Genomic DNA, 19,074 nt, shown 5'->3' with positions numbered 1-19,074 from the left:
CTCGGGCACACTGGCGTGCGCCATGGACGACATTGCCGCATCCGACCTCAAAGCCATCCTCCATTCCAAGCGCGCCAACCTGTACTACCTGGAGCATTGCCGCGTCCTGGTCAGCGGCGGCAGGGTCGAATACGTAACCGATGCGGGCAAGCGCAGCCTTTACTGGAATATTCCCATCGCCAACACGACCAGCATCCTGCTGGGCACGGGCACCTCCATCACCCAGGCCGCCATGCGCGAACTCTCCAAAGCGGGCGTGCTGGTGGGCTTTTGCGGTGGTGGCGGCACACCGCTGTTCAGCGCGAATGAGGTCGATGTGGACGTAGCCTGGCTCGCACCGCAGAGCGAATACCGCCCCACCGAGTACCTTCAGGCCTGGGCGCGGTTCTGGTTCGACGACGAGCTGCGCCTGCACGCCGCCAAACAGTTGCAGACCTGGCGCATGCAGCGCCTGCTGGCCGAATGGAACACCCGCGGCTTGCGCGAAGCGGGCTTTGCAGTCGATGTGGCGCGGCTGCAGGCGCTCACGGCGCAGTTCACCCCGCTGATCGCCAACGCGCCCGATGTGACCGCGCTGCTGACCGACGAGGCCCGGCTGACCAAGGCGTTGTTCAAACTCGCCGTGGATGCCACAGGCTATGGCGAATTCACCCGCGCCAAGCGCGGCGCGGGCACTGACCCGGCCAACCGTTTTCTCGACCACGGCAACTACCTGGCCTACGGCTTGGGCGCAACGGCCACCTGGGTGCTGGGCCTGCCGCACGGGCTGGCGGTGCTGCACGGCAAGACGCGGCGCGGCGGGCTGGTGTTCGACGCGGCCGATCTGGTCAAAGACGCCGCCATCCTGCCGCAGGCGTTCCTGTCGGCCATGCGCGGCGACGACGAGCAGCAGTTTCGCCACCAGTGCATCGAGGCGCTCACGCGCAGCGAATCGCTGGACTTCATCATCGACACGCTCAAGCGCATCGCCCTGGACACCGCGCGCATGGCGAATCACCCAGCGCCCGGGAGCGTGGCTTGAACGTCCTGTTCGTCTCCCAATGCAGCAAGCGCGCGCTGACCGAAACGCGCCGCATCCTCGACCAGTTCGCCGAGCGCTGCGGCGACCGCACCTGGCAGACGCCCATCACCCAGGCCGGGCTGGACACCGTGCGCAAGCTGCTGCGCCAGACCGCCCGCAAGAACACCGCCGTGGCCTGCCACTGGATACGCGCCAAGGACCACACTGAGCTGCTGTGGGTGGTGGGCGATGGCCGCCAGTTCAACGCCGAGGGCGCGACGCCCACCAACACCACGGCCAGCAACGTGCTGCGCGCCGGCGACGAAAGCGCCTGGCACCACCTGCCGCTGATGACGGCGCTGGGCGCCCTTGCCGCGCTGCTGCACGACCTGGGCAAGGCGACGGCCGCCTTCCAGAACCGCCTGAAAAACCCCAGCCTGCGCCAGCGCAACCACTACCGGCACGAATGGGTGTCGGTACGGCTGTTCCAGGCCTTCGTGGGCGGCGAGGACGATGCGGGCTGGCTGCAACGGCTGGCCGATGAAGCCATGGATGCAACCGCTTTCGAGGCGCAATGGCTGGACTGTTCCAACGGCCGCTTGCTGCGCGACGGCATCGACGAGCCGCAGGCCCGCTACCACCTGCCCTTTACCGCCATGCCGCCGCTGGCGCAGGCCGTGGCCTGGCTGGTGCTCACGCACCATCGCTTGCCCTGCATGCCGGTGCTGCACAAGGATGGCAGCAGCGATGCGGACATCGACCTGCCCCACAGCCGCTGGCGGAGCTTCGGGGCGCACCCCGCTTTCGTGAACCTTGCCGATCTGCAAGGGCTGCTGCAACGCCTCAGCGCCGACTGGAACGAGCCGCGCGAGGAGTCTGCGGACAACGTCACGGTACAGTCCCATTGGCGCTTTCCCCATGGGCTGCCGGTGACGACCGTGCCGTGGCGAAAGCAGGCCGCCCGCTATGCACGCAAGCTGCTGGAATCCACTGCGCAGGGCGCCGTGCTGCACGATCCGTTCGCCATGCACGTGACCCGCCTGTGCCTGATGCTGGCCGACCACCACTACTCCAGCGTCCGGGACGATGGGCAGCGCAAGCCTTACGTCAATGCCGGCTATCCGCTCTACGCCAACACCATCAAAAACGATAGCTATCAGCGCCCGCCAGATAAGAGCGAAAAGCCAATTTTTCATCAAACCCTGGATGAACACCTGCTGGGCGTGCAGGCCCACGCCACACTGGTCGCGCGCTCGCTGCCCACGCTGGCGCGCAGCCTGCCGGCGCTGCAAAACCACAAGGCGCTGAAAAAGCGCAGCCGCGATGCGCGCTTTCAGTGGCAGGACAAGGCCGCCGATCTGGCTGCCAGCGTGCGCCAGCACGCTGGCAGCCAGGGCACCTTCATCGTCAACATGGCATCCACGGGCTGCGGCAAGACGCTGGGCAACGCGCGCGTCATGAACGCGCTGGCCGACCCGGCCACGGGCCTGCGCTGCGCGTTTGCTGTGGGCCTGCGCACGTTGACACTGCAAATGGGGCGCGTATATCAAAACGAGTTGGGCCTGAACGAAGAGCAACTCGCCATCCAGGTCGGCGCCGCTGCCAGCCGCGCGCTGTTCGAGCATTGGGAGCACGAGGCTGAGGCCACCGGCTCCGCATCGCGCCAGGCGCTGCTCGACGAAGGCGGGCAGGTGCTGTTCGAGGGCAACGACCAGCACCCGCTGCTGCAACGCCTGATGGGCGACGCACAGGCGCGCCGCCTGCTGGCCGCGCCGTTGTTGGTCTGCACTGTCGATCACCTGACGCCCGCCACTGAAAGCCTGCGCGGAGGCCGCCAGATCGCGCCCATGCTGCGCCTGCTCACGGGCGATCTGGTGCTCGATGAGCCGGACGATTTCGACATGGCAGACCTGCCTGCGCTCACGCGGCTGGTGCATTGGGCCGGACTGCTCGGTAGCCGCGTGCTGCTGTCGTCGGCAACCCTGCCGCCCGCGCTGGTGGAAGGGCTGTTCCTGGCTTACCGCGCAGGCCGCGACGTGTTCCAACGGCATCGCAGCGAGCGGCCCGGCGAGCGGGTCAACATCTGCTGCCTGTGGATGGACGAGTTCCACCAGAGCGCCGCCGACTGCGCCGATGGCTCGGACTTTCGCGCCACCCATGAAGGCTTCGTGCAAAAGCGCGTGGCCCAACTCGCCAAGGCCGAAGTGCGCCGCCGCGCGCAGATCGCCGCTTTACCCGACAAATGGCATGGCATGGATAAAGCTGAGCGCCGCGCCGACTTTGCCCGTCTGGCGCTGGAGCAGGCATGGCGCCTGCACCAGATGCCGCAGAACCACACCATCGACCCCGGCAGCGGAAAGCGCGTGAGCTTCGGCCTGATCCGCATGGCCAACATCGGGCCACTGTTCGACGTGGCACTGGCGATGTACACGCAAGGCGCACCCGCAGCCGACGTGCGCGTGCACCTGTGCGTCTACCACTCGCAGTTTCCGCTGCTGGCGCGCTCGGCCATCGAGCGGCAACTGGACACGGTGCTCAACCGCCGCCCGGCGGCAGATGGCAGCGATGCGGCCCTACAGCAACCCGCGATTCGGGCACTACTCGACGCCAGTCCGCAGTCCAACCAGTTGTTCATCGTGCTTGGCTCACCCGTTACCGAAGTGGGCCGCGACCACGATTACGACTGGGCCGTGGTCGAGCCGTCATCGATGCGCTCGCTCATTCAATTGGCAGGCCGCGTGCGCCGCCACCGCCCCGGCGCGGTTGCCGGCGTGAATATGACGGTGATGGACAGCAACTTGCGAGCCTACGAAAAGCCCGGCGGCGCCGCCTTCTGCAAGCCGGGTTTCGAGATGGACCAGACGCAAGACCAACGCGACAGCGCGCGTCACTTCCACCTGCGCTCGCACCAGTTGCAGGAACTGCTTGCCAAGCATACCCACGGCGCATCGGCGTGGCCAGTGGATGCCCGGGCACGCATCGCCGTCGCCAAGGCACACTTCAACCCCGGCCAGCACCTCGCCGACCTGGAACACGCCCGTATGCACGACGCCATGCTGCCCCGCCCCCCAGACAGCCACGGCACGACGTCCGTGACCCGTGCCGCAAGCCTGCACTGGGCCAGCCCCGAACACCTGTGGCTCACCGGCCTGCTGCCGCAGTTCCAGCGCTTCCGCCATGACCGGCAACCACGTGTGGACGTGGCATTTTTGCCGGATGAGGATGAAGCGCGCCTGCTGCTGCACCGCGTGGATGACGGCAACCGGCGCGGAGAAAAACTCTACGTGTGCGTGGACGAAAACCAGCGCCACGCCGTGCGGCTGAAGCTCAACACGAACGCCAACCTTACGCCGTGGGCGCAGATTGATTTGTTGCAGGAGCTGATGAGGCTGGCGCAGAGTCAGGAGCAATCACTGAGCGCATGCGCCGGGCGGTATGCGACCGCCAGCCTGCCTGAAAGCAGGGATGGCTGGCTATTTCATGAAGCGCTAGGCTTCACTCCTACACGCTGAGTCAAGCCGCCGCCACGTCGCGCTCTGCCTGCTCGATCACCTCTACCGGCACCCCGTGGCGCTTGAGCGCCTCGATCAGGCGCGCATGCGTCGCGGCGGCAAATTGCTGCTCGTCACGGCGCAGCCCCTCGCTCAGGTAGGACTTGAGCAGGGATTGATAGCCAGAGAAGCCGCGCTGCGGCGCGATGGTCTTCATCGACTCGACCACGTCCACGGGAATGCGCAGCGTGATCGACGTCATCGGTCGATCCTTCGTCAAACGGGTCTTCAAACGGTCAGTCAGCATAAAGAGCCTCTTCGCGGGGTTCCGCTCGCCGCGCAGAAATGATTCGGATACACGTGTCCTCAATCTCGACGTGCACCACGAATAGCAGCCGCGCATGGACATCGAAACCAATTGCCGCATCGCGCGCCTCGTCGTTGCGCGACGCATCCGTGAGTACGAAGTACGGGTCGCCGAATACGGTGGCCACCTCCTCGAAGCGCACGCCATGCTTGCGCCAGTTCAGTTGGGCCTTGACACGGCTCCAGACGAACAGGTCGCCGTTGACTTCGTAGTGAACATCTGCAGAGTTCATATTAATTCTCGTATTCACTATGTCAATACAAAAATCTGCCTATGCGGCAGAAAAAGGAACACGGAAGACAGATCCCAAGGATCATTTGCTGAGCTACCTCCACGGCAGGATGACATGATATAAGATTCCAAGTATCATGGTTCACATTTTTAAGGGAGGATGTATGCAGCCAACCACCAACCCAGCGTTCTGGCGGTCTGCTATTGATGTTTTCATCCAGGAACGCCTGCAGGCCAAGCTCGACAAGCTCAAGGACGACGACCCCAAACGCGCGGAGTTACTGGCACAGCACCAGTTCGATGCCTGGATTGACGATGCCGCACGGCGCGTGACGCAAATCCAGGCCGTCACCCACTCCCTCAAACCCATCCACCCCGACGCACGTGGCACCAATCTGTATGTGGAGCCAAACAGTCTGCCCAGCCTCGGCGTGCTGGGCAGCCACGCGCTGGGCGCAGCGTTCACGGGCGACGTGGTCGGCTCTGCCGGGGCGCTGGATGTCTATAAATTCCTGAAGCTGGAGCTTGATGGCCGCAGCCTGCTGGCTGCACTGCTAGCGGAGGACGAAGCCGCCATTCAGGCCCTGCACAATAACCCCGCCCAGGCCCGATCGCTGCGCGACGCCTTTGTCGGCCTGACGCAGCCGCGCGCTGCCCCCCCCAGTTCGCACACAAGGGCCAAGCAGTTGTACTGGCTGACAGGCAGCGATGCCTGCGCCGATGGCGATTACGAACTGCTGGCGCCGCTGTTTGCCACATCGCTGGCCCACGCGGTGCATGCGCAGATTCAGGAAGATCGCTTCGACGAAGCCAACAAGGCCGCCCGCCAGGCTCGGCGTGATCGCAAGGCGCACGACGGCGTACTCCACGACTACCCCGATCTGGCCGTGCAGAAGATGGGTGGAACGAAGCCGCAGAACATCAGCCAGCTCAACAGCGAACGCGGTGGCGTGAACTACCTGCTGTCATCGCTGCCGCCCGCGTGGGCGGTCAGCGCGCGGCGCTTGCCCGCGCATGCCGAATCGGTGTTCGACCGGCTGTTCATCGCCCGCCCCGATGTGCGCAAGGCCGTGCGCGGGCTGCGAGAGTTCCTCGCATCCGACCCCGAACCGAATCTGAAAACCCGCGAGCGCCGAGTGATCTACATCGACATGCTGCTCGATGAACTGGTATCGATGGCCGGGGAGTTGCAGCAAGCCATGCCGGCAGGCTGGACGCGCCCCGGCACCGATCCGGAAAACCGCTTCGACCGCCTAGCGCTAGAAGAGCAACTGTGGCTGGACCCATTGCGCGCCACATTGCCGAGCGAAGGCGCGTTTGCCAGCCAATGGCAATGGATGGACTGGCCCGCGCAGGTGGGCAAGCGTTTTGCCAACTGGCTGAACCAGCAACTCGGGAAGACCGGGCTCCCCGTGAGCGAAGTTGAAGCGCGTGAATGGAAAAAAGTGCTGCAGGCGGAACTGGAGGCTGCGCAATGAGCGAACACCCCCAGGCCATCCTGGTCTTCCCCCACCTGCGCGTGCAGAACGCCAACGCCATCTCCAGCCCGCTCACCCACGGCTTCCCTGCCATCACCGCCCTCACCGGCCTGATGTGGGCGCTGGAGCGCAAGCTGAACCAGGCGGGCATCCCCTTGCACTTGCATGGCGTCGGCGTGGTCTGCCACCACTATCAGGAGCAGACGACGCAAGGCTATGTGCACAGCTTCAACCTCACCCGCAACCCGGTGGACAAGGACGGCAGCACGGCCGCCATCGTCGAGGAAGGGCGCATCCATCTTGACATCACGCTGGTCTTCAGCGTTTCGGAAAAACGCGCTCCCGGCGCGCTGCCCCGCCTAGTGCAGGACGCGCCCGACACCCTGCAGCAATGGGCCGATGACGCAAGCCGCGTGCTGGCGCAGATGCGCATGGCCGGCGGTAGCCTGTTGCCAACGCGCGCAGCACTCGGCAGGCGCGTGCGCCCCTGGATTGCCGTGCTGCCCGATGACACGCAGCAACGCGCCACACGGCTGCGCGAATGGCGCCGCCAATGGCTGCCCGGCTATGCGCTGGTGGGGCGCGACGACCTGCTGGCCGAGCGGCTGCGCGTGCTGCGCGAACACACTCCGCAGGCCACTCTGCTCGATGCCTGGCTGCACGCCTCGCGCTTTAACTACGAGGCCGAGCGTCCCCAGACCGACCAGCCTCAAGCCGCAGACGGCAAGGTGCGCTGGCACGACCCCTTGCGCCCACGGGGCAGCGGCTGGATCGTTCCCATTCCGGTGGGCTACGCCGCGCTGTCGGGCCAACATGCGGCCGGCGCCGTGGCCAATGCCCGCGACGCCGCCACGCCGCTGCGCTTCGTCGAATCGGTCTATTCGCTGGGCGAGTGGATCAGCCCCCACCGCCTGCGCAGCCTGGAACAACTGCTGTGGCATGCCGAAACCGACGCCGCCCAAGGCCTGTACCGCTGCCGCAGCGGCTACGCCGCCGATGCAGCGCCTGACGCCCCAGGCGAATGGGAGGATGAAGACGAAAGCGATGTCTATGCCTATGACTGACTGCCAGAAATTTGAAAGAAATTGGCACTTTGCGCTTATGTATCAAGCGCAGGCAGCTATGAATTTTGATGATCCGAACCCCGTAATCAAGGATTGAACCACCATGTCGAACACCCTCAAGACTGCCTCCGTCCTCGCCTTCGAGCGCAAGCTCGACCCCTCTGACGCCGTCTTCCACGCCGGCCGCTGGGACGCGCAGGCCGACGCCAGCGCCTGGACGCCAGTCCAGGTGCGCGAGAAGGCCGTGCGCGGCACGATCAGCAACCGCCTGAAAACCAAGGACCAGGACCCGGCCAAGCTCGACGCCGACATCGAAAACCCCAACCTGCAAACGGTGGACGTGGCCGCACTACCCGCTGATGCCGACACGCTGCGCGTGCAATTCACCCTGCGCGTGCTGGCGGGCGCGGGCACGCCATCGGCCTGCAACAGCGCCGAATACCAGGCCAAGCTGCAGCACACCGTGCAAGCCTATGTGCAGCAACACGGCTTTGGCGAGCTGACCAACCGCTACGCCGTCAACCTGGCCAATGGTCGGTTCCTGTGGCGCAACCGCCTGGGCGCCGAAAGCGCGCAGGTGAACGTGGCGCGCCTGATAAACGGGCGAACGGAAAAATCCTGGTCTTTTGATGCGCTGACCCACAACCTGCGTGCGCAAGGCGCGATCAATAGTGAAGTTGCATCGCTGGGTACCGTTATTGCCGAAGGCTTGGCCGGCCAAGCCCATGTGCTGCTGCAAATCACCGCCTTCGTCCGCATGGGCGCGGGGCAGGAAGTTTTCCCATCGCAGGAGTTGATCCTCGGTCGAGGGCGCGGCGACAAGAAGAGCAAGACGCTCTACCAGATCGGCCCCAAGGGGCAGGAAGTCGCCGCCATCCACTCGCAGAAAATCGGCAACGCCCTGCGCACCATTGACACTTGGTACGAAGGCGCGCAAGACCTCGGCCCCATCGCCGTGGAGCCGTACGGATCCGTCACCACGCAAGGCAAGGCCTACCGCCAGCCCAAGCAGAAGCTGGACTTCTACACACTGCTCGACAACTGGCTGCTCAAGGACCAGCCCCCTCCTGTGGAGCAACAGCATTTCGTGATGGCGATATTGATCCGCGGCGGTGTGTTTGGTGATGCAAGCTGAGAGGCAGTGCCCATGACCACGCATTACATTGACATCACGCTGCTCCCAGACCCGGAGTTCAGCCATGCCCATCTGCTGAGCGCACTCTATGCCAAGCTGCACCAGGTACTGGTGCAATTGCAGGCAAACGACATAGGGGTGAGCTTTCCGCGCTACCAGCAGCACCCACGCACACTTGGCACCGTGCTGCGCCTGCATAGCAGTGAGGCAGCACTGGCGCGCCTGATGGGCATAGACTGGCTCAAAGGCATGCGCGACCACATCGCGCTGACTGCCATGTCCCCCGCCCCTACCGGAGCCCTGCACCGCGCCGTGATACGCCGCCAATTCAAGACCAGCGTGGAGCGTCTGCGCCGCCGCCGCATGCTGCGCAAGGGCGAAACTGCCGAGCAAGCTGCCGCCGCCATCCCCGACAGCGCGCAACGCCAGCCAAACCTGCCTTTCACGCAACTGCACAGTGCCACCACCGGCCAGAGGTTTTGCTTATTCGTAGAACACGTCCCGATACAAGCTAGCCCCCAAGCCGGCTCCTTCAACTGCTATGGCTTGAGTCATGGCGCAACCGTACCCTGGTTTTGACCCTTTTCCATGACTCAATGCCAAGTCCATAAGAATCAAGGAGTTAACGGATAGTCCGTGAATTTGAGGCATTTGCTTTTTGGGGTTAGTTTTCTTTAAGAATCATAGTGTTGCGCAACTTATGATGGAGTTCGCTGCCGCGCAGGCAGCTCAGAAAAGGACGACGGCGGGCGAACACTACGAGCTCAAGTTCGCTGCCGCGCAGGCAGCTCAGAAAGCCCGAAAGGCCAGCTCGCGCTCGGCACTGATGTTCGCTGCCGCGCAGGCAGCTCAGAAAACACAAAGCCTGTGCGCATGACGCCGAAGACGGTTCGCTGCCGCGCAGGCAGCTCAGAAAACCAGCGCTTGCTATCAGTCCTATGTCTTCTGGTTCGCTGCCGCGCAGGCAGCTCAGAAAAGGCCGCCAGCACTTATCTGCAACATTTTCCCGTTCGCTGCCGCGCAGGCAGCTCAGAAATTGACGATGGCCAGGCAATCCTTGTGCTCCAAGTTCGCTGCCGCGCAGGCAGCTCAGAAATTCATGCGCGTCGTGGACAGCACGATATTTCGTGTTCGCTGCCGCGCAGGCAGCTCAGAAATTGTTCGCCATCTTGACGACATGAAACTTGTCGTTCGCTGCCGCGCAGGCAGCTCAGAAAACATCGGGCTCATTGTCCAGCCACATCTGGAGGTTCGCTGCCGCGCAGGCAGCTCAGAAATGGTCCTTGGCAAGACTGATTCGGATGTCGTCGTTCGCTGCCGCGCAGGCAGCTCAGAAAATGAAGAAGGGAAAGAAGAGCTTCCTTCCTCTGTTCGCTGCCGCGCAGGCAGCTCAGAAAAAGTCATGCAGCGCTCAACGGAAAAATTTGGCGTTCGCTGCCGCGCAGGCAGCTCAGAAAGCGACGCGCATGAAGGCGTGGCGTGGGTTTGTGTTCGCTGCCGCGCAGGCAGCTCAGAAATGCAGTGCTGCTTCATCGAGCCCCACAAACTTGTTCGCTGCCGCGCAGGCAGCTCAGAAATCGAGGCGTCCGCTGGCCATGCTGGCGTTCGCGTTCGCTGCCGCGCAGGCAGCTCAGAAACTCGACATCAAGATCGTGCGCCTGCGCGCCAGGTTCGCTGCCGCGCAGGCAGCTCAGAAACAGATAACGAACAAGTCATTGCGCGCGGCAATGTTCGCTGCCGCGCAGGCAGCTCAGAAATGACGCGAGTCTGCTGCGGATGATGTTTGAAAGTTCGCTGCCGCGCAGGCAGCTCAGAAATCTTCGTGCTCGTTGCCGGTGTCGCAGAAGATGTTCGCTGCCGCGCAGGCAGCTCAGAAATCGTGGGCCTGCTGCGAGAGTTCCTCCGAGTGGTTCGCTGCCGCGCAGGCAGCTCAGAAAAGGCCGGCGACAGACCGACGCCACCAGCTCGAGTTCGCTGCCGCGCAGGCAGCTCAGAAAAAGTTGCTTCTGATCTTGATGCAGCGCGGGCGGTTCGCTGCCGCGCAGGCAGCTCAGAAAATTGCAAGCAACTGCAAGACTTCACCGCCGAAGTTCGCTGCCGCGCAGGCAGCTCAGAAAAAAACCCAGCGCAACCAGGCTGCGACGAAACAGTTCGCTGCCGCGCAGGCAGCTCAGAAATCGTCCTGGCCGGCGTCCCCTTGAGGTCGAGCGTTCGCTGCCGCGCAGGCAGCTCAGAAAAGGTGCACCAACTCGCGGGCAGCTTGAAGGAAGTTCGCTGCCGCGCAGGCAGCTCAGAAAAAACCCGAGCGCAACAAGAGCACGAGAAACCAGTTCGCTGCCGCGCAGGCAGCTCAGAAAACCAGCGACCAAGAATACCAAGATCACGAAGAGTTCGCTGCCGCGCAGGCAGCTCAGAAAGCTGACGTCTGGGGCGTTGCTATCGGGTTGGCGTTCGCTGCCGCGCAGGCAGCTCAGAAACTGGCGCGGGCAAGACTGCCGCGCTGGTTGATCGTTCGCTGCCGCGCAGGCAGCTCAGAAATTTCCCTTGATAACGACTTCCATGAGAGCCGCGTTCGCTGCCGCGCAGGCAGCTCAGAAATAGTTGATGCTCCAGAGGTTGACGATCGCCAGGTTCGCTGCCGCGCAGGCAGCTCAGAAAAGCCAGGAGTACCGCTCGAAGATGCGCGGCTTGTTCGCTGCCGCGCAGGCAGCTCAGAAATATCTCCTGCTCGACCCGGAGGAAGTGGAGCTGTTCGCTGCCGCGCAGGCAGCTCAGAAAGTTGAAGGCTCCCGGTGCTCGGGGCGCTTTCGGGTTCGCTGCCGCGCAGGCAGCTCAGAAATCAAGGGGACGCCGACCAGGACGACGGCGGACGTTCGCTGCCGCGCAGGCAGCTCAGAAAAGATCGGCGACAGACCGACGCCACCAGCTCGAGTTCGCTGCCGCGCAGGCAGCTCAGAAAAATGGGGACACGCAGAGGGGACGGGGAGCCATGTTCGCTGCCGCGCAGGCAGCTCAGAAAGGCTGCCCCGGCCTCGCGGCGTCCGCCGGCCAGTTCGCTGCCGCGCAGGCAGCTCAGAAAAGATCGGCAGCGGTCGGACGTCACGAGTTCGAGTTCGCTGCCGCGCAGGCAGCTCAGAAAGTTTGGCCAGTGAACGCGAAGCTACAGAAGTCGTTCGCTGCCGCGCAGGCAGCTCAGAAAAGATCGAGCAGAATCAACAGGAGCGGGCAATTGTTCGCTGCCGCGCAGGCAGCTCAGAAAATTGCAAGCAACTGCAAGACTTCACCGCCGAAGTTCGCTGCCGCGCAGGCAGCTCAGAAATGGGCCGTTGAAGCACTCGCAATGACCATCGAGTTCGCTGCCGCGCAGGCAGCTCAGAAATGCTTGCGATGAGAACCCTGCTACTACGGATTGTTCGCTGCCGCGCAGGCAGCTCAGAAATACCCGCAAGAGCACGAACATTACTGTCAATTGTTCGCTGCCGCGCAGGCAGCTCAGAAATGTCAGGAACATTTTTAGGAGTCAGGAACATGGTTCGCTGCCGCGCAGGCAGCTCAGAAAATGATCAGTCGCTGATTTGCGTGGGTGAAGCTGTTCGCTGCCGCGCAGGCAGCTCAGAAATGCCCTGTAGTCTGCAAAGCAAACGTTTCATGTTCGCTGCCGCGCAGGCAGCTCAGAAATCGCGGTGTCCGCCCGCTGCCGGCCTCGTGGCGTTCGCTGCCGCGCAGGCAGCTCAGAAAAGGTCGAGAGCGGTCGGACGTCACGAGCTCGAGTTCGCTGCCGCGCAGGCAGCTCAGAAAGCGGGGCCTGCGTCGTGAGATAGATGTCAATGGTTCGCTGCCGCGCAGGCAGCTCAGAAAATGTTCGACGCTTTGCGTGAGGTCGGCGTGGTGTTCGCTGCCGCGCAGGCAGCTCAGAAATTTCTCGCGCTCATTGCTGGCCCTGTCGTCAAGTTCGCTGCCGCGCAGGCAGCTCAGAAATTTGTGGTCGATGTGTCCAGCGTCACGGATACGTTCGCTGCCGCGCAGGCAGCTCAGAAAATCGGCCGAAGAGTCGCAGGACATCATCACCGGTTCGCTGCCGCGCAGGCAGCTCAGAAAAAGGACACCGCGCACCTTTCCATCCTGGAAGAGTTCGCTGCCGCGCAGGCAGCTCAGAAAAAGAAGGCGGGGGTGAGCCAGTCCACGGTCCAGTTCGCTGCCGCGCAGGCAGCTCAGAAAAGCACGGGCCATACGCATTCCGTACTGTCCGCGTTCGCTGCCGCGCAGGCAGCTCAGAAAAGTGGACGCAAGACCCCGGATGCGCTGATCACGTTCGCTGCCGCGCAGGCAGCTCAGAAATTGTTCAAGGCTCCGCCGAGTGGCTGGAGTACGTTCGCTGCCGCGCAGGCAGCTCAGAAATGATAGGCCATTACTTGGCCGAGCGCAGGAACGTTCGCTGCCGCGCAGGCAGCTCAGAAAACACAAAGCCTGTGCGCATGACGCCGAAGACGGTTCGCTGCCGCGCAGGCAGCTCAGAAAAATGGGGACACGAATCGGAGAAGGAGCACCGTGTTCGCTGCCGCGCAGGCAGCTCAGAAATCATTTGTCTCGGGCCACTCGTACCACCAGCGGTTCGCTGCCGCGCAGGCAGCTCAGAAAGACAAGGCCGCGCACGTTCGCGTCAATCAGCCGTTCGCTGCCGCGCAGGCAGCTCAGAAAGCCGACACTTACTCGCGCAACTGTTTTGATTTGTTCGCTGCCGCGCAGGCAGCTCAGAAATGGTGGCGTCCGCACGACGTCGAGCTCGTGGTGTTCGCTGCCGCGCAGGCAGCTCAGAAAACGATGCCGATGCGTCTCCATCTCAGCAACACGTTCGCTGCCGCGCAGGCAGCTCAGAAATCTGGAGCATCAACCAGGTGATTCTTCAGCTAGTTCGCTGCCGCGCAGGCAGCTCAGAAATTTCTCGACCTCTGCATCTGGAAAGGGCGTTTGTTCGCTGCCGCGCAGGCAGCTCAGAAATGGTGCTGGCCGTGAGCAAGAGCCAGCGCACAGTTCGCTGCCGCGCAGGCAGCTCAGAAAATGGGCCATTGTTAGGCCAAGCTGTAGTACGAGTTCGCTGCCGCGCAGGCAGCTCAGAAACCATGCCTCACCTGCCTTAGCCCTATAAATAGCGTTCGCTGCCGCGCAGGCAGCTCAGAAATTGTTCGTCCAGCGGACGCGACGGCCTCCGCCGTTCGCTGCCGCGCAGGCAGCTCAGAAATCCGGCTTGCCGGCGCCGCGCGGCTGTTTGCCGTTCGCTGCCGCGCAGGCAGCTCAGAAAAGTCCCTCAAAAAGCTCGAGCTCAAGTGATTAGTTCGCTGCCGCGCAGGCAGCTCAGAAAACGATGCCGATGCGTCTCCATCTCAGCAACACGTTCGCTGCCGCGCAGGCAGCTCAGAAATTCCCGCGCGTTGCCAGCGCCAGCTTTGCCGCGTTCGCTGCCGCGCAGGCAGCTCAGAAAGAGCGCAGATTCTGCCGGCGGGCCTGCATTTGGTTCGCTGCCGCGCAGGCAGCTCAGAAAAGCGGCAGCGCATGGCTCCACAACACCTCCATGTTCGCTGCCGCGCAGGCAGCTCAGAAATTGCAGGACGCCGTGCTGGGCTCGACGGCCCGGTTCGCTGCCGCGCAGGCAGCTCAGAAATCTATCTGCAAGGCATGGGTCGTGTCGGTTGTGTTCGCTGCCGCGCAGGCAGCTCAGAAATACAGAGGAACGTCCGATAACCGTAACTCCCGGTTCGCTGCCGCGCAGGCAGCTCAGAAAGCCGAGAACGTGGCTCTCTCGGGTGTCGTGCAGTTCGCTGCCGCGCAGGCAGCTCAGAAATCTATCGGCCCGTGCCGAGCACCGCGCGGTTCGTTCGCTGCCGCGCAGGCAGCTCAGAAACACGGCGTGCCGAACTTCTCCGTGAACTGCACGTTCGCTGCCGCGCAGGCAGCTCAGAAATGGCAGGCGGCAATGGGCTACACATACGAGGGACTTGCAGAATTATTTTTGCCGAAATTCGTCTAAATTTGCTTAAAATTTAAGCAAAATTTCTAAGATTTGAGGAATTTTGACGAGAATTTTTAGAGGCCATTTTGGGCAAATTGATTTGGAGGCGATCTCGTGCGTTTTGAGGCGTTTTTCATGTTCAGCGTAGGGGGAGGGGTCGCAGTCTATTTTGAGCGCACGTTGGCGCGTTTAAAAAATTCATCCGAATTCTGCAAGTCCCTCATACGACAAGTTCGCTGCCGCGCAGGCAGCTCAGAAAATGCTCTGCGGTCATGGCCTCCGGCACGGGCAGTTCGCTGCCGCACGGGCAGTTCGCTGCCGCGCAGGCAGCTCAGAAAATCTTCATCCCAAGCGAAAACTTCTACTGTCTGTTCGCTGCCGCGCAGGCAGCTCAGAAATTCCGGTGCCTACGCTCAAGCATTTGAACCTATTTCCGGCAGTTGAATCCCCAAAATTCGAGCAAGTGCCTGTCACGCATTGAGTTTCCATGCTTTCCAGACTCACCCATTTGGAACTGCTCTGCAGTCACGCGAAGTCTTTGGAAACCCGCATGGATATTGGGTTTTTTCAGTTTTTCGGTTGGTTCAACTGCCGGATTTAGGTTGAAAAACGTTCGCTGCCGCGCAGGCAGCTCAGAAATTCGGATTGCGCGGGCATACATCGAGCGCAAGGTTCGCTGCCGCGCAGGCAGCTCAGAAAAGTCACCCGAGAAATCGCCGCGCTGCGGCAAGGTTCGCTGCCGCGCAGGCAGCTCAGAAAGTCTTCTCCAATACCTTGGCACTCTGCAAGCTGTTCGCTGCCGCGCAGGCAGCCGATGCCTTTGAGTTCACTGCCGTGCAGGCAGCTCAAAAAAGAAGAACTGCGCGAGTTGGGATGGGCCAACGGTTCGCTGCAGCGCAGGCAGCTCAGAAAATTCAGGTACGTCAGAAAGCAATCTCTGGTGGATTCCCGTGCACGACGCGATGGTAGGCGCGCGCGGCTCAACTAGCGTCGAACAACCCGCCTGCGCTCTGCGGCGGCGCCACGCCGAGATGCCGGAACGCCGCCAGCGTGGCAATGCGCCCGCGCGGCGTGCGCTGCAGGTAGCCCTGTTGGATCAGGTAGGGCTCGATTACGTCCTCGATGGTGCCGGCCTCCTCGCCGATGGCCGCGGCCACGTTGTCCAGCCCCACGGGGCCGCCGTCGAAGCGATGGATCACGGCTTCTAGCAGCTTGCGATCCATCACGTCGAAGCCGCGCGGGTCCACGTCGAGCATGGCGAGCGCCAGGTCGGCGATGGTACGGGTGATGCGTCCGTCGGCCTTCACGTCGGCGTAGTCGCGCACGCGGCGCAGTAGGCGGTTGGCGATGCGCGGGGTACCGCGCGAGCGGCGCGCGATTTCGAAGCCGCCTTCCTCGTCCATCGGCGCGCCGAGCAGACTGGCGCTGCGCGCGACGATGCGCGCCAGCTCCTCGTCGGTGTAGAACTCCAGCCGCGCCACGATGCCGAAGCGGTCGCGCAGCGGGTTGGTGAGCATGCCCGCGCGCGTGGTGGCGCCCACCAGGGTGAAGGGCTGCAGGTCGAGCTTGATGCTGCGCGCCGCCGGGCCTTCGCCGATCATGATGTCGATCTGGTAGTCCTCCAGCGCCGGGTAGAGGATTTCCTCCACCACGGGGCTGAGGCGATGGATCTCGTCGATGAACAGAACGTCGTTGCGCTCCAGGTTGGTCAGCAGCGCGGCCAGGTCCTTGGGCTTTTCGAGCACCGGGCCGCTGGTCTGGCGCAGGTTCACGCCGAGTTCGGCGGCAATGATGTGGGAGAGCGTGGTCTTGCCCAATCCGGGCGGGCCAAACAGTAGTACATGGTCGAGCGCCTCGCCGCGCTTGCGGGCCGCGCCGATGAAGATTTCGAGCTGCTCGCGCGCCTTGGCCTGGCCGACGTATTCGCCGAGCAGCTTGGGGCGCAGCGCGCGCTCGATGACTTCCTCGCCCGGTGAGGCAGGCACGGCGGATACCACGCGCGACTGCGGAGCGGTGGCGAAGTCATCGGTCTGGATGGTCATGCGCCGGAGGCCACTATTGCTGCGCAGCAGACGTGCTGCAGGTGGTACCGCTTTGCTGTGTGGCACCCAGCCACTGACTCAACGCTGCGGTGTAGGCGAGGTCGAAGCGGCCGAAGTAGTCGACACCGTTCTTGATCGTGCAACTTGCGGTGCCGCCCGTGAGTTGGCCGACCAGGTAGCGGTGCCCGCCGATTGAGGCGAACAGCGCCGAGCCGCTGCTGCCGCTCTCCGTCACCCCGCTGGTCCAATTGACGGTGACGAAGTTGCCCGTACTGGCGGTGGCGCTGCTGCACGTGAACTTATCCCCGCTGATGTTGGAGCAGGTGCCAAACCCGGAAATGCTGCCCACGCTGAGCTTCTGTACGTCGCCAGATGGGTGGCTGATGTCTGCCACGGACGTTCCTGCCACGGGCGTCGCGCTTTGCCAGCCCGCATACACCACGCCCGCAGGTGGCGCGGTGTTCAGGCGCATGAACGAGGTATCTGTCAGCCCATTCGCATACAGCAGGGTCGCGCCACCCACCACAACCCGCATCTGCTGGCTTGCGATGCCGCTGTTGCAAGAGGTTGCGCGGTAGAACCAGTAGGTGGTCAGGCTCGACGCCACCGTCTGCGTTGCGACACAGTGGCTCGCACTCAGGAAATACGGCGTTTCGCTGGCCGCCTGGTCGTTCACCAGGGTGCCGGTGCACAGATAGGCGCTGCCGTTTTCCACGAACGCCATGCGCGCCACGGAATTGCTTTCGTTGTCATAAGTGGCGTCGCACGATACATCCACCGTGCAGGCTTCCGCCTGGCCGATCTTGGTGCTGTCGCGCAAGCCGCTGTCCTGCGGCGTCACGACGTAGTGCGACAGGCGCGGCACCGCGATGCGCAAGGTGGAAGGATCCGTGCCCCGGGGCAGCTCGACCTCCAGCGTCACCTCGTCGGCGCCCACGTCTGGCGCCCAATAGGTGCGTGCATCGCTGCCCGCGTCGCCCGCAGCGACGTTGCGCCTTATGGCTGCCGTGATTTCCGCGCCTGGCACTTCGAACACACTGCCACCGCCCTGCGCATAAAACCGCAGCACCGCTTCGTCGGGCACCTGGTCGACGAGAATGCCGAGCCGGATGCCCTGGGCACCCGTGGAGCGGAAGCTGATGGCCGCCGCCATGCCCCCACCCGCCTTGAACTGCCAGCGCAACAGCGCCCCCGTGGCGTCGCTGTCGCCGGTCTGCGCCACGCTGCGCGCCAGCCCGATCTGCCGCATGCCGCCCGGCAGCGATTGCGCCACCTTGGTCTGCGCGAGCGCGCCGAGTTCGATGCTGTGCGGCGCGGGCGCCACGCGGGTCTGGCTCCATGCCTTGGGCGTGCCGGACCCGGCCTTCGTAGCGGTGGCCACGTGGTACTCGGCATACTGCACCGGACTGATGACGGGTGTGCAGACAGGCGTCTCAGGCGTCGTGGGGGTCGTGGGAGTGTCACCCGTGCCCGTGCTGCCGCTGCCCGTGTTGCTGCTGTCACCGCCACCAGCGGTGGATGTGCCCGAATCGTCCCCACCGGAGCCCCCTCCGCACGCGACCAGCGCCACGACCAAGCCGGCGCAGGCACTCCAGCGCGCAGCCCATTTGAAACCCTGCCACCATCCATTCGCCATGATTGCTCTTTCAATCTTCGTGACAATTTCGGGCACAGCCCCTATTTGGCCAGCGCCTTCAGCGCCAGCCTGATGCCCTCGCTTACGCCCACCTCCGCCGGCAGCGCCTTGAGCGCCGCCGCCGCTTCCTTGTCGTTGTAACCCAGCGCCAGCAGGGCTTGCAGGATGTCGGCCTGGGCGTCGCTGGCGGCGGCATGCACGGGGGGGGCGCCGATGTCGGCGCCCAGTTTGCCCTTCAGTTCGAGCAGTAGGCGCTCGGCGGTCTTCTTGCCGATGCCCGGGATCTTGACCAGCCGGCCCGCGTCCTGCCGCGTGATGGCCTGCGACAGTTCGGCCACGCTGAGGCCCGACAGCACGCCCAGCGCCATGCGCGGCCCGATGCCCGATATCTTGATGAGCTGGCGGAAGGCGCCGCGCTCCTCCGCGGCGGCGAAGCCGTAGAGAACCTGCGCGTCCTCGCGCACCACGAAGTGCGTGAGCAGCGTCACGCGCTCGCCCGGCGCGGGCAGGTTGTAGAAGGTGCTCATGGGCACGCTCACCTCGTAGCCCACGCCGTGGCAGTCGAGCACCACCTCGGGCGGGTTCTTGTCGGTGAGCGTTCCGGTCAATCTGCCTATCATGGG

11 protein-coding genes and 2 CRISPR repeat arrays are annotated in these 19,074 nt (G+C 63.6%); of the genes, 6 read left to right on the top strand and 5 right to left on the bottom strand.

Annotation, left to right across the window (positions count from 1 at the left end; translation table 11 throughout):
• Positions 1–22: 22 nt before the first annotated feature.
• Together cas1f and cas3f are read left to right on the top strand one after the other, a co-directional pair.
• On the top strand, positions 23–1,021 hold the full coding sequence (gene cas1f / locus PY257_RS04880; RefSeq protein ID WP_275739445.1) for a type I-F CRISPR-associated endonuclease Cas1f: 999 nt from the start codon (positions 23–25) through the stop codon (positions 1,019–1,021).
• Complete coding sequence (gene cas3f / locus PY257_RS04875; RefSeq protein WP_275739443.1) at positions 1,018–4,512, top strand: type I-F CRISPR-associated helicase Cas3f; 3,495 nt, start codon at positions 1,018–1,020, stop codon at positions 4,510–4,512. The genes cas1f and cas3f overlap by 4 nt, the downstream gene beginning before the upstream one ends.
• A 1-nt stretch (position 4,513) precedes the next feature.
• Here cas3f and PY257_RS04870 read toward each other — a convergent pair whose 3' ends face one another.
• Both PY257_RS04870 and PY257_RS04865 read right to left on the bottom strand, forming a co-directional pair.
• Positions 4,514–4,753, bottom strand: coding sequence for a hypothetical protein (locus tag PY257_RS04870; RefSeq protein WP_275739441.1), 240 nt, complete (start codon positions 4,751–4,753; stop codon positions 4,514–4,516).
• A gap of 34 nt (positions 4,754–4,787) precedes the next feature.
• Positions 4,788–5,090, bottom strand: coding sequence for a BrnT family toxin (locus tag PY257_RS04865; protein WP_275739439.1), 303 nt, complete (start codon positions 5,088–5,090; stop codon positions 4,788–4,790).
• 163 nt (positions 5,091–5,253) lie between these two features.
• Between PY257_RS04865 and csy1 the strand changes: the two genes are divergently transcribed.
• The 4 genes from csy1 to cas6f all read left to right on the top strand — a co-directional run bounded on the left by csy1 (position 5,254) and on the right by cas6f (position 9,345).
• A complete protein-coding gene (gene csy1, locus PY257_RS04860; protein ID WP_275739437.1) occupies positions 5,254–6,567 on the top strand; it encodes a type I-F CRISPR-associated protein Csy1 in 1,314 nt (437 codons plus the stop codon).
• Positions 6,564–7,631: a type I-F CRISPR-associated protein Csy2 gene (csy2, locus tag PY257_RS04855; RefSeq protein ID WP_275739435.1), complete on the top strand. Its 1,068-nt coding sequence runs from the start codon at positions 6,564–6,566 to the stop codon at positions 7,629–7,631. Before csy1 ends, csy2 begins: the two co-directional genes overlap by 4 nt.
• A gap of 103 nt (positions 7,632–7,734) precedes the next feature.
• Positions 7,735–8,766: a type I-F CRISPR-associated protein Csy3 gene (gene csy3, locus PY257_RS04850; RefSeq protein WP_275739433.1), complete on the top strand. Its 1,032-nt coding sequence runs from the start codon at positions 7,735–7,737 to the stop codon at positions 8,764–8,766.
• A 12-nt stretch (positions 8,767–8,778) separates the two neighbouring features.
• Positions 8,779–9,345, top strand: a complete 567-nt coding sequence (cas6f, locus tag PY257_RS04845) for a type I-F CRISPR-associated endoribonuclease Cas6/Csy4 (protein WP_275739431.1) — start codon at positions 8,779–8,781, stop codon at positions 9,343–9,345.
• A 129-nt stretch (positions 9,346–9,474) separates the two neighbouring features.
• Positions 9,475–14,725: direct repeats of the CRISPR family, unit length 28 nt; unit sequence GTTCGCTGCCGCGCAGGCAGCTCAGAAA.
• Between the two features lie 658 nt (positions 14,726–15,383).
• Positions 15,384–15,685: direct repeats of the CRISPR family, unit length 28 nt; unit sequence GTTCGCTGCCGCGCAGGCAGCTCAGAAA.
• A gap of 68 nt (positions 15,686–15,753) precedes the next feature.
• Here the strand turns inward: cas6f and ruvB are convergent.
• From ruvB to ruvA, 3 genes are read right to left on the bottom strand one after another with little or no spacing between them, the layout of a single operon-like run.
• Positions 15,754–16,815, bottom strand: a complete 1,062-nt coding sequence (gene ruvB / locus PY257_RS04835) for a Holliday junction branch migration DNA helicase RuvB (RefSeq protein ID WP_275739427.1) — start codon at positions 16,813–16,815, stop codon at positions 15,754–15,756.
• Positions 16,816–16,828: 13 nt separating this feature from the next.
• Complete coding sequence (locus tag PY257_RS04830) at positions 16,829–18,451, bottom strand: trypsin-like serine peptidase (RefSeq protein WP_275739425.1); 1,623 nt, start codon at positions 18,449–18,451, stop codon at positions 16,829–16,831.
• 41 nt (positions 18,452–18,492) lie between these two features.
• Positions 18,493–19,071 (bottom strand): Holliday junction branch migration protein RuvA, encoded by a 579-nt coding sequence (gene ruvA, locus PY257_RS04825; RefSeq protein ID WP_275739423.1) that lies wholly within the window; start codon positions 19,069–19,071, stop codon positions 18,493–18,495.
• Positions 19,072–19,074: the final 3 nt, after the last annotated feature.

Origin of the sequence: Curvibacter soli (assembly GCF_029211125.1) — a bacterium.
Lineage (GTDB): Bacteria > Pseudomonadota > Gammaproteobacteria > Burkholderiales > Burkholderiaceae_C > Curvibacter_A > Curvibacter_A soli.
This window is presented reverse-complemented; position numbering and strand designations above follow the sequence as displayed.